The following is a 21,951-nucleotide window of genomic DNA, read 5'->3' as shown; positions in this document are numbered from 1 at the left end:
CATATACAGTGTGGCTTGTTTAATACGCCTGCACATTTTTTTCGCCGGACAGCTGTGGTGCCAAAAGTGCCGCAACGATACGGTAAACGTTTTATACCTTTGTAATTGGGGATGCTAGTGAACAAGACTGAATTGATCGACCACATTGCTGAAAAAGCTGACATTTCCAAAGCCGCCGCTGCGCGCGCACTCGACGCTGTTATCGGCGGCGTGACGGAAACTTTGAAAAACAACGACAGCGTGACGCTGGTTGGTTTCGGTACTTTCTCGGTCAGCGAACGCGCTGAGCGTACCGGCCGCAATCCGCGTACCAAAGAAGCGATCACGATCGAAGCTGCAAAAGTCCCGAAATTTAAAGCTGGTAAAGCTTTGAAGGATGCTGTAAACTAACGGACTTCGGTGAGGTGACAATCACCGGAAACATTTGGCGGCGCCTTCGGGTGCCGCGATTTCAAGGTTGAGGTTCTTCGAATAACAACCTTGGATGCAAATGCAAGTAGTACTGTGTATTTTTCGGAGTGGTAGTTCAGTTGGTTAGAATGCCGGCCTGTCACGTCGGAGGTCGCGGGTTCGAGTCCCGTCCGCTCCGCCAAAAAAATACGCTCTTAAGGAGTGGTAGTTCAGTTGGTTAGAATACCGGCCTGTCACGTCGGGGGTCGCGGGTTCGAGTCCCGTCCGCTCCGCCAGAATATAGAAGCCCGCGCTGCTGAATAAGTAGCGCGGGTTTTTCTTTTATGCGCCCGATTATCTTCCCGCCATCCTTTTTTGAATCTCCGGCATGCCATGCTGAATCAGCACGGCGCGCGTATTTAAATCACCTTTAAGCTGGACGGGGTTTAATGGCCGGACCTGGCGCCGCGCCGGCAATGCCTGTGGCAGCGCCGCAGGCGGCGCGGGGGCAGGGCGCGCAGCCTGATTTACTCTTGCTATAGCGCTATGGGCATTGTAGAATCAGGAGATAATGGCTTGGGCGTCAGAATCCTGCTTTAGTTCCAGCGCCAAGTTGTTGAATCTAAAGGGGAAGTGGACATCTGTCCCGTCCATTCCGCCGAAGAAATCAAGGCGAACGCATGTTCGCCTTTTTTTATAGTGATCCACTCATCCCGAATTGGCTGACCATGTTTGAATTTATTCGTACCCATCGACGCTTCATGCAGTTTCTTTTGATGCTGGTGATCGTCCCGTCTTTTGCACTGGTCGGTATCAGCGGCTACCAAAGCTTCGGCGACGGCGCGAACACCATCGCCAAGGTCGGCGACCAGGTGGTCACGCAGCAGCAATATGAAGAGGCGCAACGCCAGCAGATCGACCGCTATCGCCAGATGATGGGCGAGCAGTTCGACCAGAAAATGTTCGACACGCCGGAAGCGCGCCAGAGCATCCTCGACAACCTGATCGCCGAGCGCGCCGTGGCCGCCGAAGTGGGCCGTAGCCACCTGGTCATCAGCGATGCCGTGCTGCAAAAGGAAGTGCTGGAAATCCCAGGCTTGACCTTGCCGGACGGTAAATTCGACCTGGAGCGTTACAAGGCCATGCTGGCCGCCCAAGGCATGACGCCGCAGATGTACGATGCGCGCCGCCGCAGCGACCTGGCCCTGCAGCAACTGGCCGGCGCCGTGCAAGGCACCGCCTTCGCGCCGAACGCCGTCACCAAGCGCCTGTCCGAAATCACCTCGGAAGAGCGTGAAGTGCAGGAACTGCTGCTGCCGATCGCCCAGTACGTATCGGAAGTCAAAGTGACTGATGCCATGGTCAAGGCTTTCTACGACAAGAACGGCAAGTTCTTTGAAATCCCGGAACAGGCGAAGATCGAATACGTGGTGCTCGACGACAGCGCCGCCAGCGAACAGATCGACGTCAGCGACGCCGACGTGACCAGCTACTACGCGAAAAACCAGAAAGCCTACACGACGGAAGAAGCGCGCCAGGCCAGCCATATTCTGGTAGCCGTCAAGAAAGATGCTTCCGCCGCCGACAAGGCCGCCGCCAAGGCCAAGGCCGAAGCCATCCTGGCTGAAGTGCGCAAGGCGCCTGCCAGCTTCGCTGCCGTGGCAAAAGCCAAGTCCGAAGATCCTGCTTCCGCCGAACAAGGCGGCGACCTGGGCGTGATCGGCAAGGATGGCCTGCCTGCGCCGATGCTGGCTGCCGTCACCAAGCTCAAGCAAGGCGAAATCAGCGATGTCGTCGCTTCCGATTTCGGCTATCACATCCTGACCGTGACCTCGCTCAAGCCACAGCATGTCAAGGCGCTGGACGAAGTGCGCGGCGAAATCACGGCCGACCTGCGCAAGCAGTTCGCCGCGAAGAAATACTCGGAAATGGCGGAAACTTTCACCAACACCGTGTACGAGCAATCGGACAGCCTGAAGCCGGTGGCCGACAAGCTGAAACTGAAAGTGGAAACCGTCGCCAACCTGTCGCGCACGCCGTCGCCGGCACTGGGCAATGCACCGTTCAACAATGCCAAGTTCCTGGCGGCCATCTTCTCGAATGACTCGCTGAAGGACAAGCGCAACACGGAAGCCGTGACCGTCGCACCAAACGTGCTGATCGCTGGCCGCGTGGTGGAATTCAAGCCGGCAAGCAAGCGTCCGCTGGCTGAAGTCGAAGCGATGATCCGTCAGCGCGTGACCATGGAAGAAGCGGAAAAGCTGGCGAAGAAAGCCGGCGAAGCCAAGCTGACCGCCTTGAAAGCCTCGGGTGACGCCACCGGTTTCGGCGCCGCGCAATGGGTCTCGCGCAGCAAGCTCGACGGCATCAACCGTGCCGCCATCGCGCAAGTCATGAAAGCCGACATCAGCAAGCTGCCAGCGTATGTGGGCGTCGAGCTGCCGGCCCTGGGCTACGGTATCTACCGTATCGCCAAGGTGCAGCAGCCCGAGCAGATTGACGCGGCGCGCCGCCAGCAAGAGAAAGACCAGATCAGCGGCATCCTGGCACAACAGGAAATGTTCGATTACGTCGAATACCTGAAAGCCAAGGCCAAGGTGAAGATCGTCAAGCCGGTGACTGCACCGGTTGCGGCAGCGCCAGAAGCGCCGTGATCAGTTAGCACGCATAAAAATAGCCGCTCTTGAGCGGCTATTTTTTTTGTCTGCGGAATGTGCGTGCCATGGACCTGACCAGGATATGCAGCATAAAGCTGGGGTCAGTCGCTTCGCGATCGGGATATGCCCCACTGGGGCATATCCCCCGGCGGGTCTCGGCGACCCCGTCTGACCCCGGATTCTGCCTCGTGCTAGAAATAACACCTGCCTTTTGCTTACTTCGCGTTCAGCAACGGCGCCAACCGCGGCCAGATGTTTTTCAGGATCGCTGGATGCGCCTGCGCGTTCGGGTGCATGCGGTCGGCCTGGAACAGCTGTGGCTGGTCGGCGATGCCTTCGAACATGAAGGGCACCAGCGGCGCTTTCCATTCTTTTGCCAGCTTGCCATACATGGCATAGAACTTGTCGCCATAGTCGCGGCCATAGTTGGGCGGCATGCGCATGCCCACCAGCACGACTTGCGCGCCTGCCTTTTTCGATGCCTCGCCCATGGCGCGCAGGTTGGCCTCGGTGGCGGCCAGCGACAGGCCGCGCAAGCCGTCATTGGCGCCCAGCTCGATCAGCACCACATCCGGCTGCTGCTTGGCCAGCAGGGCGGGCAGGCGGGCGCGGCCGCCGCTGGTGGTCTCGCCGCTGATGCTGGCGTTGACGATGCGCGTGTCGTTCTTTTGCGCCTTCAGGCGCTGCTCCATCAGCGCCACCCAGCCCGTACCCCGTGCCAGCCCGTACTCGGCCGAGAGACTGTCGCCGAGCACCAGCAGCGTTTTTGGTGCAGAATAGGCGTTCGTCATGCCTGACACCAGGAGCAGGGCTGCCGCAGGAAGCAAGGACAGGGTGCGCCGCCGCATGCGGTCGCCGCCCTTGACACTTATTTGTTCACGAAATTTTTTAAGATAGATCAGCATGCCCGAATTCCCTAAAGCGACTTCCACCAATTTCCTCCCGTCCGAGCCAGCAGCACGGCGAGCAGCCCAGCAGCCCGCCGCAAGCAACAGCCAAAACAGCCAAAATGCCCGGCCAGCCATCGAAGTGGTGCAGCTGGCCAAGCGTGTTCCCGATGCCGATGGTGAGCTCACCATCCTGCACCGCGTCGATTTTACCGTGCAAACGGCGGAGACGCTGGCCATCGTCGGCGCCTCCGGTTCCGGCAAGTCCACCTTGCTCGGTTTGCTGGCGGGACTGGACACGCCCAGCGAAGGCAAGGTCATCCTCGATGGCACGGATATCTTCGCCCTCGATGAAGACGGCCGCGCCGGTTTCCGCAAGGAAAAACTGGGCTTCGTCTTCCAGTCCTTCCAGCTGCTGGCCCACCTGACGGCGCTGGAAAACGTCATGCTGCCGCTGGAACTGCGCGGCGACCCCGCTGCGAAGGAAAAGGCGCAAGCCATGCTGGGCCGCGTGAACCTGGGCAGCCGCCTGAAGCACTACCCGAAATACCTGTCCGGCGGCGAGCAGCAGCGCGTGGCGCTGGCCCGCGCCTTCGTCACGGAACCGCCGCTGCTGTTCGCCGACGAACCGACGGGCAGCCTAGACGCGGCCACCGGCGAAGCCGTGATCCAGCTGATGTTCGAGCTGAACCGCGAACGGGGCTCGACCCTGGTGCTGGTGACCCATGACAGCTCGATCGCCGCGCGCTGCGGGCGGACCATCACGATTGCCGCAGGCAGATTGGTGTAATCGCTGCGTGCGCTTGTCGGATTACGCGCTTGCGCGCTAATCCGACCTACCCGGCTACCCGGCTTCCGGGGTTGTAGGTTGGATTAGCGCAGCGTAATCCAACGCCACCACGCATCATTCACCAGATCCGCAACTTGGATCAGCGCAGCGTAATCCAACACACCCGGCGATCATTCACCATATCCGTAGGTTGGATTAGCGCAGCGTAATCCAACGCCACAGCGCATCATTCACCACATCCGCGACTTGGATCAGCGCAGCGTAATCCAACACACCCGGCGCTCATTCACCACATCCGTAGTTTGGATTAGCGCAGCGTAATCCAACGCCACCGCGCATCATGCACCACATCCGCAACTTGGATCAGCGCAGCATAATCCAACACAACCGCACCGCGCGGCTACGCCGACAATGCATTGATCAACCTGCGTATGGCCGGTATCAATTCGCCCGCCGTCAAGCCGATCGGACCTGCGCCCGATGCCACCAGCGCATCTGCCGCCGCGCCGTGCAGCCAGACGGCGCCGATGGCCGCTTCCCATTCGGGCCAGCCTTGCGCCAGCAGGCTGCCGCACAGGCCTGCCAGCACGTCGCCCGTGCCGGCCGTGGCCAGGGCAGGGCCGCCCGTGTTGTTGACCACCACGCCGCCATCCTGCGCGGCGATCACCGTGCCCGAGCCTTTCAGGACGACGATGACGCCCAGCTGCGCCGCCAGCTGGCGCGCCGCGCCCAGGCGGTCGGCCTGCACTTCGGCCACCGTCATGTCGAGCAGGCGGGCCGCTTCCAGCGGGTGCGGCGTCAATATCGTCGCGCCCGCGCCCGTGCGCACGGCCAGCGCCGACTGCAGTTCCGGTTCGGCCGCCATCAGGTTCAGCGCATCCGCGTCCAGCAGCAGGGGGCTGTCACTTTCAAACGCCCGCTGCAGCAGTTCCACCGTATCGACGTCGCCGCCGAGGCCAGGTCCCGCCACCAGCGCGGCGAAGTGCAGGCCCGAGAAATCCACGTCCCGCGCGCGGCGGCACATCAGCTCCGGCTGGCCGCTGTCAAACGCGGGCGGCGTGTCGGGAAAGGCGATGAAGACGCGGCCCGCGCCCGCATGCAGGGCCGTGCGGGCCGACAGGATGGGCGCGCCCGCCATGCCTTGCGCGCCGCCGATGATGGCCACGCTGCCGTAGCTGCCCTTGTGCGTGTTCTGCCGGCGCGGCTGCAGCTGGCGCGTGAACAGGTGCAGGCCGTTCAGCTGCGCCTTCGCCGTGGGCAGCAGGGCTGGATCGATGGCCAGCGCCGCCACTTCCACTTCGCCCGCATGATCGCGGCCGTTCGCCGTGTGCAGGCCCGGCTTGTCGCCGATGAAGGTGAGCGTGTGCGTGGCGCGGATGGCCGCGCCGTCGACGGCGCCCGTGTCCGCGTGCAGGCCGCTGGGCACGTCGAGCGCCAGCACGGGGCAGTCCAGCTTGTTTACCAGCTGGACCATCTCGCGGCATTCGCCGTCGAGCGGCCGCGAAGCGCCGATGCCGAACAGGCCATCAATCACCAGGTCCCACGGCGCCGCGCCCACGGCAGCCGACGCCATGCTGGTACCGGCGTCGATGAAGCGCGCGGCGCTGTTGCGGGCACGGCTCAGGGCCAGTTCCCGTTCCGGCGAGGTGGCGCGCGCCTCGGGCGCCAGCCACACCAGCACTTCGATGCCGCTACCGGCCAGGTGCATGGCCGCTTCCAGCGCGTCGCCGCCATTGTCGCCTGGGCCCGCAAGCACCAGCACCCGGCTGTGGCCCGCGCTGTCGCCTTCTTCCAGCCGGTGCAGCAGTTTCAGGGCGGCGCTGGCGGCGGCCTGGCCGGCGCGCTGCATCAGCAAGCCTTGCGGCAGGTCTTGCAGCGCCGCCTGTTCGATGGCGCGCAGCTCGGCGATGGAATACAGGGGATGTGCGGAGTCGGTCAGGTGCATGTGTTTGTTCCATTTGTCGGTATGTGTTCAACATAAGGCCGATCGGTGCGGAAGGCAAGGCGCGCACGCCTGAAACGCGCGCCTGTTTGGCGGCTACAATAGCCATCTCACTTAAACAGGGGACAAGGCGATGGATTGGCAATTCTGGATCGACCGGGGCGGCACTTTTACGGACATCGTGGCGCGCCGTCCCGACGGCAGCCTGGCCACGCACAAGCTGCTGTCGGAGCATCCTGGCCAGTACCGCGATGCGGCCCTGGCCGGCATGCGTCAGCTGATGGGGCTTGCGCCCGATATGCCGCTGCCGGTGGACCAGCTGGGCGCCATCAAGATGGGCACGACGGTCGCCACCAACGCGCTGCTCGAACGCAAGGGCGAGCCCACTGTCCTGGCCATCACGCGTGGTTTCCGCGATGCCTTGCGCATCGCCTACCAGAACCGCCCGCAGCTGTTCGCGCGCCAGATCGTGTTGCCCGAACTGCTGTACGGCGAGGTGATCGAAGTCGATGAGCGCATGGGTGCGCATGGCGAGGTGGTCACGCCGCTCGATGAAGCTGCCACGCGTACGGCGCTGGAACAGGCGCATGCGCGCGGCGTGCGCGCCATTGCGGTCGTGCTGATGCACGGCTACCGCCACCAGGCGCACGAGGCACGCGTGGCGCAGTTGGCGCGCGAAGCCGGTTTTACGCAGGTGTCCGTGTCGCACGAGGTCAGCCCGATGATGAAGCTGGTGGCGCGCGGCGATACCACGGTGGTCGACGCCTATCTGTCGCCGATTCTGCGCCGCTATGTCGACCAGCTTGCGCGGGAACTGCCTGGCGTGCCGCTGCAATTCATGCAGTCGAACGGCGGCTTGACGGATGCGCATGCGTTTCAGGGCAAGGACAGCATTCTGTCCGGTCCCGCCGGCGGCATCGTCGGCATGGTGCGCGCCAGCGCGCTGGCCGGTTTCGATAAAGTCATCGGCTTCGACATGGGCGGCACCTCGACGGACGTGTCGCATTATTCGGGCGAATTCGAACGCGTGTTCGAGACGCAGATCGCCGGCGTGCGCATGCGCGCGCCCATGATGAGCATTCACACGGTGGCGGCGGGCGGCGGCTCCATCCTGCATTTCGATGGCGCCCGCTACCGGGTGGGGCCGGACAGCGCGGGCGCGAATCCCGGCCCCGCCAGCTACCGGCGCGGCGGCCCGCTGGCCGTCACCGACTGCAATGTCATGCTGGGCAAGCTGCAGCCGGCATTCTTCCCCCGCGTCTTCGGCCCGCAGGCCAATGAAGCGCTGGATGCCGCCACGGTGCGGGCCCAGTTCGAGGCGCTGGCGCGCACGGTGAACTCCACGCCGGAGCAGGTGGCCGAAGGTTATGTCGCCATCGCCGTGGGGAACATGGCCAACGCCATCAAGCAGATTTCCGTGCAGCGCGGCCACGACGTCACGGCCTACACCCTCACCAGCTTTGGCGGCGCAGGCGGCCAGCACGCCTGCCTGGTGGCCGATGCTCTGGGCATGCGCACGGTGTTCATCCACAGTCTGGCGGGCGTGATGTCGGCTTACGGCATGGGCCTGGCCGACCAGAGCGCCATGCGCGAGCGGGCCATCGAAGCGACGCTGGGCGTGGAGCTGGCGGGTGATTTCGGCGCGCTGGACGAACTGGCGCGTAACGACTTGCTGCGCCAGGGCGTGGCGACTGAGCGCATTGCGCTGCTGCGGCGCGCGCACCTGCGCTACGAAGGCACGGATTCCCCGCTGGTGGTGCTGTTCGATACGGTCGCCAGCATGCAGGCGCAGTTCGAAGCGGCGTACAAGAAGCGTTTTTCCTTCCTGATGCCGGCGCGCGCGCTGATCGTCGAGGCGATCTCCGTGGAAGCCGTCGGCGCTTCCGATGCGCCGCAGCCGGCGGCACCCGCGTATGCGCAGCGCGCAGGCGCGCTGGCGCCCGTGCAGACGGTGGACATGTACTGCGCGGGCGCGTGGCGGCCCAGCGGCCTGTATGCGGCGGACAGTTTGCGGCCCGGCGACGCCATCGACGGCCCGGCCATCGTCAGCGATGCCAATGCCACCACCGTCATCGAACCGGGCTGGCGCGCCGGGGTCACGCCGCATGGCCATTTGATCTTGCGCCGGGTGGCGGCCTTGCCCGAGCGCCGCGCCATCGGCACCAATGCCGACCCCGTGATGCTGGAAATTTTCAACAATCTGTTCATGTCGATCGCCGAGCAGATGGGCCTGCGCCTGCAAAATACGGCCCATTCCGTCAACATCAAGGAACGGCTGGACTTCAGCTGCGCCATCTTCGATGCACAAGGCAATCTGATCGCCAACGCGCCGCACATGCCCGTGCACCTGGGTTCCATGGGCGAGAGCATCCGCACCGTCATGACGCGCAATGCCGGTGCCATGCGGCCCGGCGACGTGTATATGCTCAACGATCCATACCACGGCGGCACGCATTTGCCCGACGTGACGGTGATCTCGCCCGTCTTCGATACGGACGGCAAGGCCATCCTGTTTTACGTGGGTTCGCGCGGCCATCACGCGGACATTGGCGGCACCACGCCAGGTTCGATGCCGCCCGATTCCACGCATATCGAGGAAGAGGGCGTACTGATCGACAATTTCAAGCTGGTCGACGGCGCCACGGGGCAGCTGGCGGAGGGTGAAACCCTGGCGCTGCTGGCCGGTGCGCGATGGCCTGCACGCAATCCGCAGCAGAACCTGGCCGACCTGCGCGCGCAGGTGGCGGCCAACCAGAAGGGGGCCGATGAACTGCATAGCATGGTCGCGCATTTCGGCCTGGACGTGGTGCAGGCGTATATGCGCCACGTGCAGGACAATGCCGAGGAAGCCGTGCGCCGGGTCATCACGACCCTGAAGGATGGCAGCTACACCCTGGATCTCGACAATGGCGCGCGCATCCAGGTAGCCGTGCGTGTCAACGTGGCCGGACGCAGCGCCACCATCGACTTTACGGGGACGTCGCCCCAGTTGCCGAACAACTTCAATGCGCCGTCGGCCGTCTGCATGGCGGCCGTGCTGTACGTGTTCCGCACTTTGGTCGACGACGAGATACCGCTGAACGCGGGCTGCCTGAAGCCCTTGACGGTGATCATCCCGCCCGCTTCCATGCTCAACCCGCAGTATCCTGCGTCGGTCGTGTCGGGCAACGTGGAAACCTCGACTTGCATCACGAATGCCCTGTATGGCGCGCTGGGGGCGATGGCCGCGTCGCAGGGGACGATGAACAATTTCACGTTTGGCAGCGAAAAATACCAGTATTACGAGACGATTTCAGGCGGCTCCGGCGCCGGTCCCGGTTTCGATGGCACGGACGTGGTGCAGACGAACATGACCAATTCGCGTCTGACGGACCCGGAAGTCCTGGAATGGCGCTTTCCCGTGCGGCTGGACAGCTACCGCATCCGCGCCGGTTCCGGCGGCGTCGGGCGCTGGCATGGCGGCAACGGCGGCGTGCGCCGGGTGCGCTTCCTGGCGCCGATGACGGCGGCCATCCTGTCGAACAACCGCATCATTCCACCGTTCGGCATGGATGGCGGCGCGCCCGGTGCGCTGGGGCGCAATATTGTGGAGCGTGCGGACGGCACGGTCGAGCACTTGCCGCACATAGGCAAGACGCAGATGCAGGCGGGCGACGTGTTCGTCATCGAGACGCCCGGTGGCGGCGGCTTCGGCGCGCAGTGACGCCCGAGCGCGTGCGCCGGCATTTCCTTTGGCCGGCTTATGCGACCTGCGACTGAGCGGCATTTTCACCCTAGCGCAGACCCCGGTCCTTTTTTTCCTTGGGTTGAAGGAGGCACGGAATGACGCAAGCACCCTTCAGCCAGCGTGCAAATTGATGCGCCGCTGCGCCACGGCGCGCGCGATGTCGGCATCGTGCGTGACCAGCAGCACGGCGCAGCCGCTGGCGCTGGCCGTGTCCAGCAGCAGCGACAAGGTTTCCTGCTGCGTGATGGGGTCCAGGCGCGACGTCGGTTCGTCGGCAAAGATCAGCGCCGGTTTCAATAGCAGCACGCGCGCCAGCGCGAAGCGCTGCAGCTCGCCGCCCGACACTTGCGACGGCAGGCGCGCCAGCAAGTGCTCGCCCAGGCGCAAGCGCGCCAGCAGCGGCGGCACGCTGTCCCAGGCCAGGCCATGCAGTTTCACCACATCGCGCAGCGCCGTTTCCACGCTGGCGATGGGGGCGAAGGCGGCCGCCGGGTCCTGGTACAGCTTCTGGAAGGCCGTGCGCGGCAAGCCGGCGGCGCGCGTCACCGTGCCCGCATCGGGGCGCAATAGGCCCAGCAGCAAATTGCCGAAGGTGGTCTTGCCGGCGCCGCTCTCGCCCGTGATGGCGACGATTTCTCCACGGCGTATCTGCGCGCTGACGCCCGTAAACAGGGGGCGCGGACCAAAGCCCTTGGCCACCTGGTCGAGCGTGGCGACGATGGCGTCTGGCGTCGTTGCCGGCGCGCGCGCAGGCCAGCTGGCAGGATCGGCCGCCAGCAGCGCGCGCGTGTAGGCGTGCGCCGGCTGCGCCAGGACGCTGGCCGATTCACCATGTTCGATGATGGCACCGTCCAGCATGACGGCAACCGCGCCGCCCAGCGCGCGCGCCAGCCACACGTCGTGCGTGATGCACAGCACGGCCATGCCATCATGCTGCGCGGCGCGCAGCATGGCCAGGATGTCGGCGCGCCGGCCGGCATCGAGACCCTTGGTCGGTTCGTCGACGATCAGCAGGCGCGCGCCTGCCGCATGCGTGGCCAGGAAAGCCACGCGCTGCGCCATGCCGCCCGAAATCTGGTGCGGATACAGGGGCGCGGCATGCCGCACGTCCAGCTGCGCCAGGTCGCGCAGGGCTGCCGCGCGCGCATCGGCTTGCGGCAAGCCCGCCACCAGTTCATGTGTCTCGGCCACTTGCTGGCGCACGCGCATGGTGGGATCGAGGGCCAGCCACGGTTCCTGCGGCAGCAGCGCCACTTCGCGGCCCCATAGCGCCTGTCTGGAGTGCTGGTCGGCCGCATCGAAGCGGTATTCGCCGATGCGCAAGCCGCCTTCGGCGCGCAAGCCGGTGGCCAGGGTGCCCATGATGGCTTGCGCCAGCAGGGATTTGCCCGAGCCGCTTTCGCCCAGCACGGTGAGTACGCCGCCGGCCGCCACGCCGACGCTGGCGCCTTTCACCAGCCGCGTACCGCTGGCCGTGTCGATGACGGCCAGCTGGTCCAGTTCCAGGTACAAAGTGCCGTTCATGGCAGCCTCCGTGCGCGTCCGGCCAGCATCAGGCCCAGCATGGTGAAAAACAGCAGCGCCACGGGGGCGCCCACCAGCCACGGCGCTTCGCTGTAGTACGGCAGCAGCTCGATCATCATCACGCCCAGCTCCGCCGTCGGCGGCTGCAGGCCGACGCCGATAAAACCCAGGGCCGCCATGGCCAGCACGGCGCCGCCAAAGCCGAAGCGCATCAGGGTGGCCAGGCGCGGCAGCAGCACGGGCGCCAGGTGGCGGCGCACGATATAGGCCGGGCCGAATCCCAGCATGCGTGCCGCTTCCACCTGCGGGCTGGCCAGCAGGATGGCCGCGGCGTTGCGCGTGACGCGGAAGTATTCGACCCACAGGGCCAGCGAAATGCCCAGGTACAAAGGCCAGAACTGGCCCGGCGCGAAGGCCGCCAGCAGCAGCACCAGCAATAGTCCCGGCAAGGCCAGCACGGCGTCGGCCAGCGCGCCCAGAATGCGGTCCGTCCAGCCGCCACGCCAGGCGGCCAGCAATCCCAGGGCCGTGCCGGGGATCGCCGCGCTCAACACACTCAGTACGGCCATGGACAGCGACAGCTGCGCGCCATGCGCGAGGCGCGCCAGCATGCTGCGGCCCAGGTGATCAAGGCCCAGCGGATGCGCCAGGCTCGGTGCTTCCAGGAAGCGCGCCAGGGTTTGGCGGGCCGGATCGATGCCCACCAGCGCGGGGCCAAACAGGGCAAAGGCGCCTACCAGCAGCAGGAGCAGCCAGCCGGCGCGCTGTGACGCGGCAAGGTTTTTCATGCCTGCCTCGCGCGCGGGTCGAGCGCCGCGCAGGCCAGGTCGACGAGGCAGTTGAACAGCACGAACAGCAGGCCCAGGACCAGCGCCGTGCCCTGTATCATCGGCACGTCGCGCGCGAAGATGGCGTGCACCAGCGCGTGGCCGATGCCGGGCCAGGCGAAGATGGTTTCCACCAGCACCACGCCTTCGACCAGGTACACCAGCTGCACGGCCGTGTAGGCGACGACGGGCGTGGCGACATTGCGCGCGCCATGGCGCAGCAAGGCCTGACTGGCGGAGAGGCCCTTGGTCAGCGCAAAGGCATAGTAGGCCGAGGCGCGCACGTCGGCCATGGCGTCGCGCGCCACGCGCGAGGACACGGCGGCCAGGCCCAGCGCCAGGGTCAGCGCGGGCAGCATCAGGCTGCCATGGTCGGCGTGGCCGGCGGCGGGCAGCGCCTGCAGCTGCACGGCAAAGGCCAGCACCAGCAGCAGCGCCAGTACAAACGGCGGCAGGGCGCGCAGCAGCACGGACAGCAGCAGGTTGGCCTTGTCGAACCAGCCGCCCGGTCGCAGGCCGGCCAGCACGCCGGGCAAGGGTCCCAGCGGCAGCGACAGCACGACGGCGAACAGCGACAATCGCAGGGTCTGGCCCAGCTGCATGCGGATTTCATCGATGACCGGCTGCGCCGTCACCAGCGAGATGCCGAGGTCGAAGCGCAGCAGCCGCCCCCACCAGTCGGCCAGCGCGGCCAGCGGCGCGCGGTGCAGCCCCAGTTCGACGCGCACGGCTTGCGCCGCGGCTGCGTCGACCATGTCATAGCCATAGCGGCCGGCCGCGATGCGGTAGGCGATATCGCCGGGCAGCATGCGCGTCATGAAAAAGCACAGCGTGCCCACCAGCAGTGCTACCAGCAGTGCTTGCAGCAAGGCTTTGAGGAGGATTTTCATGCGCCGGCTTTCCAGCCGATGGCGCTGAGCCGGTAGCTGCGCTCGAACGGGTCGATGCTGACGCCTTCGATCCTGCGCGCCACGGCTACCGTCTGGCGGTACCAGACGACGGGAATCACGGGCAAGCCTTGCTGCAGTTCGGCCGCGATGGCCGCGCGCAGGCGGGCCGCTTCGGCGCTTCCAGGCGCCACGCCGCCGCCGGACAGCTGCGCCAGGGCCGCGCCGATGGCGGGACTATGCCAGCCCATCGCGCCCCAGTCGCCGCCTTGGTCGCCGTAGTCGTCGGCCAGGGTGGCGGTAGGATCGGGCAGGTTGCCGAAATTGCGCGCGACCAGGCCGATTTCCAGCGCGCCGCTGCGGTGGCCGGCGGGAATGTCGCTGGAATTGCCCACCACCACCTTGATGGCGATGCCGATCTGGCGCAATTCTTCCTGCACCGCCGTGGCGATCAGCGGCAGTTCCGGGCGGTCGACAAAAGTGGTCAAGGTCAAGGCCAGGCGCTGGCCGTTGCGCCGCGCGATGCCGTCCGCGCCGGGAATATAGCCAGCCTGGCGCAGCAGCGCGCGCGCTTGCGCCGGATCGCTGCGCAGGGGCGCCATGGCACCTTGATGCCACAGCGCCATCGCCGGCGGGAACAGCTGCGTGGCGGCCAGGTCGGCGTCGCGCAGCAGGGCGCGGGCAATGCCGTCGCGGTCCAGCGCCAGGCTGATGGCGCGCCGCACGCGCACGTCGGCCAATAGCGGATGGCCGGCGTTGAGCTTTAAAAACGTGGTGCGCGGCAGCGGCGCGGCCACCAGTTGCACGGCAGGCTGGCGCAGCAGGCGGCGGATGCTGGGCGGGTCCAGCGAAAAGGCCAGGTCGGCCTGGCCGCTTTGCACCATCAGGGTACGCGTTTCCGCGCGCGAGACGCTGATGTAGCGCGCGCGGCGCACGGCGGGCGGTTCGCCGCGCCAGCCGTCGAAAAACGCCACGTCGAACTGCTGCGGCAGCGAGATCGCCGTGATCTTGTATGGCCCGCTGCCGATGATGCGCAGCACCCGGCCATCCGCGCCATACGATGACGGCGCCAGCACCTGCGTGCCCGCATGCGTGAACAAATAGGGCAGCGGTGCATAGGGCTGCGCCAGGGTCACGACAATGGCGCCGCGCGCCACCGTCATGCCGCGGATGCGCGCCAGGCGCAGCACGCCTGGCGCGGCCAGCGCGCGCTGCAGCGAAACGAGCACCGTGCCTGCCGTCAGCGGCGTGCCATCGTGGAACAGCTTGCCCTGGGCGATGAAGAAGCGCCACACCAGGCCATCCTTCGACACTTCCCAGTCGCTGGCCAGCGCCGGCAGCAAACGGCCCTGGTCGTCCGCATCGAGCAGGGTTTGCGCCACTTCCATGCGGGTAAACATGTAGCCGCCGCGCGACGGCTCCAACCCTGTCAGCTCCCACGGTCCGACGACGGTCAGGGTATCGCGGCTGGCGGGGGCGCTAGGCGCATGCTCGCTGGCGGGACCGTCATGCGCGTGGACCGGCACGATGCCGATGGCCAGCAAGCCTGGCAGGCGGCGCAGCAGCTTGCGTCTGCCGGTGGCGCAGGAGTCGGTCATGGAGCCAGGTTCATGCAGTATCCAGTGTGGGGAGGGCAGATTCTAATGCACGCCGCGCCGCTGCAGCAAGTCAGGCGGATCACGGCGTGGCGTAGGCCGTCGTGCCGCTGAGCTGGGCGCGCACCTGTCCCACGTCGCGCATGGGCGCGCGGCCGAACTGGCGGCTGTATTCGCGGCTGAACTGCGATTCGCTGGCGTAGCCGACGCGGTAGCCGGCCGTACCCGCGTCGATCTGCTCGACCAGCATCAAACGCCGCGCTTCCTGCAAGCGCAGCAGCTTCTGGTACTGCATCGGCGTCATGGCCGTAATCGCCTTGAAGTGATGGTGCAGCGACGACATGCTCATGTTCGCCATGCCGGCCAGGTGCTCGATGCGCAGAGGCTGTGCGTAGTGCACCTTGATCCAGTCGATGGCTTGCTTGACCTGGTGCGACTGGCTGCTGGCCAGCGCCATGTGGCGCAGGCGCGCGCCGACGGGGCCATTCAGCAGGCGGTAGGTCAGTTCGCGGCGGATCAGGGGCGCCAGGGTGGCGATGTCGCCGGGCTGGTCCAGCAGGCGCACCAGGCGCAGCATGGCGTCGAGCAGCTCGGGCGACACGTCGCTGACGGAAATGCCGCGCGTGGCGGGGATGGGCTGCTGCTGCGCCGCGCCGGCGCTTTCGCTGTCGAGCAGCGCGGCCACGTCGGCGATGTCGATGCCCAGCACCACGCACAGGTGCGGCGCCTCGACGCTCGCTTCCACCACGCGCACCTGCACCGGCAGGTCGACGGAGGTCAGCAGATACTGCATGCGGCTGTAGTGGAAAGTGTCGCTGCCCAGGGTGACTTGCTTGCCGCCTTGCGCGATCAGCGCCACGCTGGGACGCGCCGCGTGGAACAGCGATTCCGTGACCGAGGACTGGCGGTGGAAGGTCAGGTTGCCGATGGCCGTCGCGTAGTCGCCATTGCGCGGCGCGTGGCGGCTGATCAGGGCGGCGATTTCATCTTGCGGGGGAATCTGTATGGACAGGGTAGACATGTGGGCGAGTATGCATCAGGCGAGGAAGGGCAGGGGATGATCTTACGCAGATTTGGAGGATCGTGCAAAGGTCTTGCAGGATCGCGGTAACGCGCGCGGCGCATTTGCCGCACACTGGTGCCTTCGCATGCACGGCACGCGTCTCCGCCTGTCACATACATAGATAAACATAGGAGTTTTCATGACCACCATCGCCAAAGGCTATGCCGCACTGGGCCCGACTTCCGCACTGCAGCCATTCTCGTTCGAGCGCCGCGCCCCGCGCGCCGACGACGTGGCCATCTCGATCAAATACTGTGGCGTGTGCCATTCCGATATCCACCAGGCGCGCGATGAATGGGGCGGCTCCGCCTTCCCGATGGTGCCCGGCCATGAAATCGCCGGCGTCGTCACCGCCGTCGGCGCCGACGTCACCAAGTTCAAGGTGGGCGACCACGTGGGCGTGGGCTGCTTCGTCGATTCGTGCACCACGTGCAAAACGCGCAACGTCGACCTGGAACAGTACATGCCAGGCCTGATCCAGACCTACAACGGGCTGGAAGCGGACGGCAAGACGGCCACGCAGGGCGGCTACTCGGACAGCATCGTGGTCAAGGAAGGCTATGTGCTGTCGATCCCCGACAACCTGCCATTGGACGCCGCCGCGCCGCTGCTGTGCGCCGGCATCACCCTGTACTCGCCGCTGAACCACTGGAAAGCCGGCCCCGGCAAGCAGGTGGCGATCCTGGGCATGGGCGGCCTGGGCCACATGGGCGTGAAAATCGCCCACGCCATGGGCGCGGAAGTGACGGTGCTGAGCCAGACCCTGTCGAAGCGCGAAGACGGCCTGCGCCTGGGCGCCGACCACTACTACGCCACCAACGACGCGGAAACGTTCACCAAGCTGGCAGGTACGTTTGACCTGATCATCTGCACGGTGGGCGCAGCCATCGACTGGAACCAGTACATCAACCTGCTGAAAGTGGACGGCAACATGGTCATCGTCGGCATCCCGGACGGCGCCGTGCCGCCCGTGAGCGCCTTCGGCCTGGTCGGCGCGCGCCGCAGCCTGTCCGGCTCGATGATCGGCTCGATCAAGGAAACCCAGGAAATGCTGGATTTCTGCGGCAAGCACAATATCGTGTCCGACATCGAGATCATCCGCATCCAGGATATCAACGAGGCGTTCGAGCGCGTCGTCAAGAGCGACGTGCGGTACCGCTTCGTGATCGACATGGCCTCCTTGTAACGTTCGAGAAAAAGCCCGGGGCGTTGTCGCCGCGTCTCGCCGTACTATTCGTATTGCCTTCGAGGCGGCGCCTGGCCCCGGGCATTTTTCGAGCGTTCCGACCGGTATGCTTTAAAGGCAACACCGGGTAATATCGGCCGACCTGTGTTGGTTGGATTACGCGCTTTGCGCTAATCCAACCTACGCACTCAACCCCGCCAAGGACTGGGGTCGGACCCTGAGAGTCCGACCCCGGCATTTTTCTTTGGGTGCGGATTTTGCGCATTAAACCAAGCCAAGTCAGGCAGGCCGGTAGGTCGGATTAGCGCGCAAGCGCGTAATCCGACAAGCCCACCAAAACACCCATCCCCACCAAAAATCAAGCTCCCTGATCAATTTTTCTTTCCTTGCGTCAAAAATCGGCATAAAATGAAACCGTACAGTACAGTTTCAATACGTAGTTCTAAAAATCAGCCATCCCCGACGTGTTTGCCTGGGCAGGGGAGGCGTCTTGGATAAAAAATGGACATTTCAACAAAAAATGGAGCGGCGGCGATCCCGCCGGACTCCAGGGGCAAGCGCGTGGCGCTGGCCGTTTTTGGCGTTTTTCTCGGGTTTTCGGGGCTGGCCCTGGCGGCCGGCGGCATGGAACTGATCACCCTCGGTGGTTCCTGGTATTACCTGCTGGCCGGTCTCGGCCTGACCCTCGCCGGCGTGCTGTATCTGCGCCGCAAACCGCTGGCCAGCGCCATCGTCGCTGCGCTGGTCGTCGCCACCTTGCTGTGGGCCGTGTGGGAGATCGGCTTTGCGTTCTGGCCCATGGTGCCGCGCCTGGCACCGTTCCTTGTCATCGGCCTGGTCGCCGCCCTCGTGCATCCGTGGCTGGCCGGCCGCGCGCACTCAGGCCAGTCGCGCGGTTTCGCCGCCTTGTTCGCCGTGCTGCTGGTGGCCGGTTTTGCCTCCATGTTCAAGCCGCACGGCGTGCTGGAGGCCACCGTGCAGCCGCAGCAGGATGCCGTGGGGCTGGCCAATGACGGCAGCGCCAACTGGGCGCATTATGCGAATGGGCTGGCAGGCACGCGCTTCGCGCCGTTCACGCAGATCGACAGGCAGAACGTCGGCCAGCTGCAGGTGGCATGGAGCTACCGCATGGGCGAATTGGCCGAAGGCGCGTCCGAGTCCCAGAATACGCCGCTGCAGATCGGCGACACTGTCTATACGTGCACGCCAACGAGCAAGGTCATCGCGCTCGATGCGGATACGGGCAAGGAGCGCTGGAGCTACGATTCGCGGCCAGCCAATACCAAGACGTGGAACCGTTGCCGCGGTGTCGGCTATTACGAGCCGGCCAAGGTTGATAAACCGTTCCGTTTTGAGGGCATGCAGACGGCCAGCGCACCGCAGGCCGGCGCGTGCGCCAAGCGCATCGTGCAAGTGACCATGGATGCGCGCCTGATCCAGATCGATGCGCAGACGGGCAATCTGTGCGAAGGTTTTGGCGACAAGGGTTCCGTCGACCTGATGACGGGCCTGGGCAAGGTGCGCGTCAACGTGCCGTACTACGCCTACACGTCGGCGCCGACCATCGTGCGCAACCTGATCATCCTGGGCGGCTGGGTCTTTGACGGCCGCTCCATCGACGAGCCGTCCGGCGTCGTGCGCGCCTACAGCGCCGACACGGGCGCACTGGTATGGGCCTGGGACCTCGGCAACCCGGCCATCACCAAGCTGCCGCCGGAAGGGCAGACGTACACGCGCAGCACGCCGAACATGTGGTCCACGCCTGCCGTTGACAATGAACTGGGCCTGGTCTACCTGCCGCTGGGGAATGAGCAGCCCGATTTCTGGGGTGGCAAGCGTCCGCCGCTGACGGAAAAGTATTCATCGGCCATCGTCGCCCTCGACATGGCCACGGGCCGCGAACGCTGGACCTTCCAGACCGTCCACCACGATATCTGGGATTACGACGTGGCCGCGCAGCCGGCCCTGTACGACGTCCCGGATGGCAAGGGCGGCAAGACGCCGGCGCTGGTGCAGCTGACCAAGCGTGGCCAGATCTTCATGCTGGACCGCCGCACGGGCACGCCGATCGCCGAAGTGGTGGAAAAACCCGTGCCGCAGGAGCATGCGGCCGGCGACTGGGTGGCCAAAACGCAGCCATACTCCACCGGCATGCCGGCCTTCGGCGCGCAAACGCTCACGGAGCGCGACATGTGGGGCGCCACATTCTTCGACCAGCTGGCCTGCCGCATCCGCTTCCGCAAGCTCAATTACCAGGGCGAGTTCACGGCGCCTGCTACCCGCGAAACCCTGATCTACCCTGGTTACTATGGTGGCTTCAACTGGGGTGGCGCGGCCGTCGATGAAAGCAATGGCTATATGTTCGTCAACGATATCCGCATGCCGCAAGTGGTCAAGCTGGTGCCGCGCGAAACGGTCGACGTGGCCAAGCTGACCTCGGGCCACGGCGTGGGCAGCACCTATCCGATGGATGGCACGCCGTTCGTCATCGACCACAAGGCGTTCAATTCGCCGCTGGGCATTCCCTGTCAAAGTCCGCCATGGGGCGTGTTCGCCGCCATCGACTTGAAAACGCAGAAGAAGGTGTGGGAGCGTCCGGCCGGGACGGTGCAAGATGCCGTCATCAACGGCGTGCGCGCGAGCCTGCCGATCCCGCTGGGCATGCCGACCCTGGGTGGCGGCGTCAGCACGGCGTCAGGCCTGGTATTTTATGCGGGCACGCAGGATTACTATCTGCGCGCCATGGATATCGCCACCGGCCGTGAAGTGTGGAAGGCGCGCATGCCAGTCGGCTCGCAAGGCACGCCGATGACGTATGTCTCGCCCACATCGGGGCGCCAGTACGTGGTGGTGGTCGCGGGTGGTGCCCGCCAGAGCCCGGACCGTGGGGATTACGTGATAGCATACGCGCTTCCCAAGACACAGTAAGAGTTTGCTTCATGCCCCAGTTGCGCACCGTTCCCGCTTCCCCCAGTACCCGAAGCGAGGAGCGGCGCCGCAAGCTGCTGGTGGCGGCATCCAAACTCTTTCTTGACTCCGGCTACGATGGCGTCAGCATGGATGCCATCGTGGCCGAGGCGGGCGGCTCGAAAGCCACCGCCTACCGCTACTTTGGCAGCAAGCAGGAGCTGCTGGTGGCGGTGGTCGAATACCTGTGCGCCGATTTCATCATCGCCCTGCGCCAGCTCGATACTTCGGAGGCTGGCCTGGAACAGGGCTTGCAGCTGATCCTCGATGAACTGGTGGCAGTCGTCACCAGCCCCCGCCACGTGGATTTCTATCGTCTCGTCGTCACGGGCGCGGCCGCCGTGCCGGCCGTGGGCCAGACCTGGTACGAACACGGCCCGCAAGTGTGGCACGCGCTGATCCTGCGCCTGCTGGAACAGCAGCGCGCGCAAGGCCGCATCGCCCCCGATACCGCGTTTTCCAACCTGCCGCAGATTTTGTTCGACGCCGTCTTTTCGCACCTGACCACGCGCACCGTGATGCTGGGGCAGGGCGGCAATGCGGCCACGTTCCGGGCATTGATTGTGGAGCTGATTGAATTGGTGGTGGCGCGCGTGGCGCGCAGCGCGTAATCCGACTGCTCCGCCAATGCCAGTCAAAAGAGCAAGAGAATTTGCTCGTCCCTTCAGTCTTCCGGCGCCGTCCACACCAAATTCCACAGGTGGCCATCGATATCCTCGAAGCCCTGGTCATACATGAAACCATGGTCCTCGGGCGGATGCGGCGTGCGGCCACCGGCGGCAACGGCCCTGGCGATCAGGCTGTCCACTTCTTCCCGGCTTTCGCAACTCAGGCAAATGACGACTTCATTGCTTTCCCTGGCATTCGCGACGGGCTTGTCGATCAGCGACTGGAAGAAGGCTTCGGTCGTCAGCATGGCCTGGATGGTGTCGCCGGCGATGTGCATGAACGCCGCGTTCTCGCCGCTGAAGCGGGGATCGAAGGTGAAACCCAGAGCGGAAAAGAAGGTCCTGGATTTGTCCAGGTCCTTCACGGGCAGGTTGAGGATGATCTGTTCTTTCATGGCGTCTCCCTGGGCTAGGTGATGGGCATTGAGACTGTAAATCATTTGACAGTGGCTGTCAGCGCAAGTTTGCGCTTCTGCGGTCAACTGGCCTCGCGCCCGGTGGCCCTGCGGCGATCGCTGCGTCCATGTTTTTACGTGCGGAACGGTGGGCCGAATGCGCCTGGATAATTGTGGGAGGGGGGCGGAACGCCACGTAATCCGACGCTGCTGGGCCAACAATGGTGTCGGATTACGCTTCGCTAATCCGACCTACGTGACTGGCTGCTGTTGGCCTCTCGAGGATGTCGAAAATCAATCGATGGACCACCAGAGCCATAGCGCTTAGCGCGTAGGTCGGATTAGCGGCGGAACGCCACGTAATCCGACGCTGCTGGGCCAACAATGGTGTCGGATTACGCTTCGCTAATCCGACCTACGTGACTGGCTGCTGTTGGGCTCTCGAG

Annotated in this window: 15 protein-coding genes and 2 tRNA genes; 9 read left to right on the top strand and 8 right to left on the bottom strand. The window is 65.1% G+C overall.

All coding sequences use genetic code 11. The features are described 5' to 3' along the window. Window positions 1-117 precede the first annotated feature (117 nt). From ACQ4WR_RS02380 to ACQ4WR_RS02365, 4 genes are all read left to right on the top strand, one after another. Window positions 118-390 carry an HU family DNA-binding protein gene (locus ACQ4WR_RS02380; protein ID WP_010398442.1) on the top strand — a complete coding sequence of 91 codons (273 nt, stop codon included), beginning with the start codon at window positions 118-120 and terminating at the stop codon, window positions 388-390. 125 nt (window positions 391-515) lie between these two features. Then, window positions 516-592, top strand: a tRNA-Asp gene (locus ACQ4WR_RS02375). Window positions 593-609: 17 nt separating this feature from the next. Further along, window positions 610-686, top strand: a tRNA-Asp gene (locus ACQ4WR_RS02370). A 432-nt stretch (window positions 687-1,118) separates the two neighbouring features. Further along, entirely contained in the window at window positions 1,119-3,044 is a 1,926-nt protein-coding gene (locus ACQ4WR_RS02365) for a SurA N-terminal domain-containing protein (RefSeq protein WP_436485057.1), read from the top strand. Window positions 3,045-3,262: 218 nt separating this feature from the next. Here the strand turns inward: ACQ4WR_RS02365 and ACQ4WR_RS02360 are convergent, their stop codons facing one another. Then, a complete protein-coding gene (locus ACQ4WR_RS02360) occupies window positions 3,263-3,895 on the bottom strand; it encodes an arylesterase (protein WP_436485381.1) in 633 nt (210 codons plus the stop codon). Between the two features lie 55 nt (window positions 3,896-3,950). Here ACQ4WR_RS02360 and ACQ4WR_RS02355 point away from each other — a divergent pair, with 55 nt between their 5' ends. Continuing rightward, the gene (locus ACQ4WR_RS02355) at window positions 3,951-4,724 is read left to right on the top strand and encodes an ABC transporter ATP-binding protein (RefSeq protein ID WP_374755266.1); all 774 of its coding nucleotides are present in this window, start codon (window positions 3,951-3,953) and stop codon (window positions 4,722-4,724) included. Window positions 4,725-5,124: 400 nt separating this feature from the next. Here the strand turns inward: ACQ4WR_RS02355 and ACQ4WR_RS02350 are convergent, their stop codons facing one another. Continuing rightward, entirely contained in the window at window positions 5,125-6,669 is a 1,545-nt protein-coding gene (locus ACQ4WR_RS02350) for an NAD(P)H-hydrate dehydratase (protein WP_436485056.1), read from the bottom strand. Window positions 6,670-6,799: 130 nt separating this feature from the next. Here ACQ4WR_RS02350 and ACQ4WR_RS02345 point away from each other — a divergent pair, with 130 nt between their 5' ends. Beyond that, window positions 6,800-10,369 carry a hydantoinase B/oxoprolinase family protein gene (locus ACQ4WR_RS02345; protein WP_436485054.1) on the top strand — a complete coding sequence of 1,190 codons (3,570 nt, stop codon included), beginning with the start codon at window positions 6,800-6,802 and terminating at the stop codon, window positions 10,367-10,369. A gap of 135 nt (window positions 10,370-10,504) precedes the next feature. Here ACQ4WR_RS02345 and ACQ4WR_RS02340 read toward each other — a convergent pair whose 3' ends face one another. The 5 genes from ACQ4WR_RS02340 to ACQ4WR_RS02320 form a co-directional block, all read right to left on the bottom strand. Next, window positions 10,505-11,917 carry an ABC transporter ATP-binding protein gene (locus ACQ4WR_RS02340; protein WP_436485052.1) on the bottom strand — a complete coding sequence of 471 codons (1,413 nt, stop codon included), beginning with the start codon at window positions 11,915-11,917 and terminating at the stop codon, window positions 10,505-10,507. Next, window positions 11,914-12,705 carry an ABC transporter permease gene (locus tag ACQ4WR_RS02335; RefSeq protein ID WP_436485050.1) on the bottom strand — a complete coding sequence of 264 codons (792 nt, stop codon included), beginning with the start codon at window positions 12,703-12,705 and terminating at the stop codon, window positions 11,914-11,916. Before ACQ4WR_RS02335 ends, ACQ4WR_RS02340 begins: the two co-directional genes overlap by 4 nt. Next, window positions 12,702-13,634, bottom strand: coding sequence for an ABC transporter permease (locus ACQ4WR_RS02330; RefSeq protein WP_436485049.1), 933 nt, complete (start codon window positions 13,632-13,634; stop codon window positions 12,702-12,704). The genes ACQ4WR_RS02335 and ACQ4WR_RS02330 overlap by 4 nt, the downstream gene beginning before the upstream one ends. Continuing rightward, window positions 13,631-15,229: an ABC transporter substrate-binding protein gene (locus tag ACQ4WR_RS02325; RefSeq protein WP_436485048.1), complete on the bottom strand. Its 1,599-nt coding sequence runs from the start codon at window positions 15,227-15,229 to the stop codon at window positions 13,631-13,633. Before ACQ4WR_RS02325 ends, ACQ4WR_RS02330 begins: the two co-directional genes overlap by 4 nt. Before the next feature lie 79 nt (window positions 15,230-15,308). Further along, window positions 15,309-16,247, bottom strand: a complete 939-nt coding sequence (locus tag ACQ4WR_RS02320; protein WP_436485046.1) for an AraC family transcriptional regulator — start codon at window positions 16,245-16,247, stop codon at window positions 15,309-15,311. Window positions 16,248-16,428: 181 nt separating this feature from the next. Between ACQ4WR_RS02320 and ACQ4WR_RS02315 the strand changes: the two genes are divergently transcribed. The 3 genes from ACQ4WR_RS02315 (at window position 16,429) to ACQ4WR_RS02305 (ending at window position 21,053) form a co-directional block, all read left to right on the top strand. After that, window positions 16,429-17,475: an NAD(P)-dependent alcohol dehydrogenase gene (locus tag ACQ4WR_RS02315; RefSeq protein ID WP_102297384.1), complete on the top strand. Its 1,047-nt coding sequence runs from the start codon at window positions 16,429-16,431 to the stop codon at window positions 17,473-17,475. Between the two features lie 501 nt (window positions 17,476-17,976). Further along, a complete protein-coding gene (locus ACQ4WR_RS02310; RefSeq protein ID WP_436485044.1) occupies window positions 17,977-20,403 on the top strand; it encodes a membrane-bound PQQ-dependent dehydrogenase, glucose/quinate/shikimate family in 2,427 nt (808 codons plus the stop codon). Window positions 20,404-20,414: 11 nt separating this feature from the next. Next, window positions 20,415-21,053: a TetR/AcrR family transcriptional regulator gene (locus ACQ4WR_RS02305; protein WP_436485042.1), complete on the top strand. Its 639-nt coding sequence runs from the start codon at window positions 20,415-20,417 to the stop codon at window positions 21,051-21,053. Between the two features lie 53 nt (window positions 21,054-21,106). Here ACQ4WR_RS02305 and ACQ4WR_RS02300 read toward each other — a convergent pair whose 3' ends face one another. Then, on the bottom strand, window positions 21,107-21,505 hold the full coding sequence (locus ACQ4WR_RS02300; RefSeq protein ID WP_436485040.1) for a VOC family protein: 399 nt from the start codon (window positions 21,503-21,505) through the stop codon (window positions 21,107-21,109). Window positions 21,506-21,951: the final 446 nt, after the last annotated feature.

The organism is Janthinobacterium amylolyticum (assembly GCF_051380655.1).
In the GTDB taxonomy this organism is placed as follows: Bacteria; Pseudomonadota; Gammaproteobacteria; order Burkholderiales; family Burkholderiaceae_D; genus Janthinobacterium.
This window is presented reverse-complemented; position numbering and strand designations above follow the sequence as displayed.

Excerpts from the sequence above, each read along its gene's own strand:
- ACQ4WR_RS02335 (WP_436485050.1), bottom strand. The coding sequence starts at position 12,705 with ATGAAAAACCTTGCCGCGTCACAGCGCGCCGGCTGGCTGCTCCTGCTG.
- ACQ4WR_RS02365 (WP_436485057.1), top strand. The coding sequence starts at position 1,119 with ATGTTTGAATTTATTCGTACCCATCGACGCTTCATGCAGTTTCTTTTG.
- ACQ4WR_RS02350 (WP_436485056.1), bottom strand. The coding sequence starts at position 6,669 with ATGCACCTGACCGACTCCGCACATCCCCTGTATTCCATCGCCGAGCTG.
- ACQ4WR_RS02340 (WP_436485052.1), bottom strand. The coding sequence starts at position 11,917 with ATGAACGGCACTTTGTACCTGGAACTGGACCAGCTGGCCGTCATCGAC.
- ACQ4WR_RS02320 (WP_436485046.1), bottom strand. The coding sequence starts at position 16,247 with ATGTCTACCCTGTCCATACAGATTCCCCCGCAAGATGAAATCGCCGCC.
- ACQ4WR_RS02345 (WP_436485054.1), top strand. The coding sequence starts at position 6,800 with ATGGATTGGCAATTCTGGATCGACCGGGGCGGCACTTTTACGGACATC.
- ACQ4WR_RS02360 (WP_436485381.1), bottom strand. The coding sequence starts at position 3,895 with ATGCGGCGGCGCACCCTGTCCTTGCTTCCTGCGGCAGCCCTGCTCCTG.
- ACQ4WR_RS02305 (WP_436485042.1), top strand. The coding sequence starts at position 20,415 with ATGCCCCAGTTGCGCACCGTTCCCGCTTCCCCCAGTACCCGAAGCGAG.
- ACQ4WR_RS02325 (WP_436485048.1), bottom strand. The coding sequence starts at position 15,229 with ATGACCGACTCCTGCGCCACCGGCAGACGCAAGCTGCTGCGCCGCCTG.
- ACQ4WR_RS02310 (WP_436485044.1), top strand. The coding sequence starts at position 17,977 with ATGGACATTTCAACAAAAAATGGAGCGGCGGCGATCCCGCCGGACTCC.
- ACQ4WR_RS02300 (WP_436485040.1), bottom strand. The coding sequence starts at position 21,505 with ATGAAAGAACAGATCATCCTCAACCTGCCCGTGAAGGACCTGGACAAA.
- ACQ4WR_RS02355 (WP_374755266.1), top strand. The coding sequence starts at position 3,951 with ATGCCCGAATTCCCTAAAGCGACTTCCACCAATTTCCTCCCGTCCGAG.
- ACQ4WR_RS02315 (WP_102297384.1), top strand. The coding sequence starts at position 16,429 with ATGACCACCATCGCCAAAGGCTATGCCGCACTGGGCCCGACTTCCGCA.
- ACQ4WR_RS02330 (WP_436485049.1), bottom strand. The coding sequence starts at position 13,634 with ATGAAAATCCTCCTCAAAGCCTTGCTGCAAGCACTGCTGGTAGCACTG.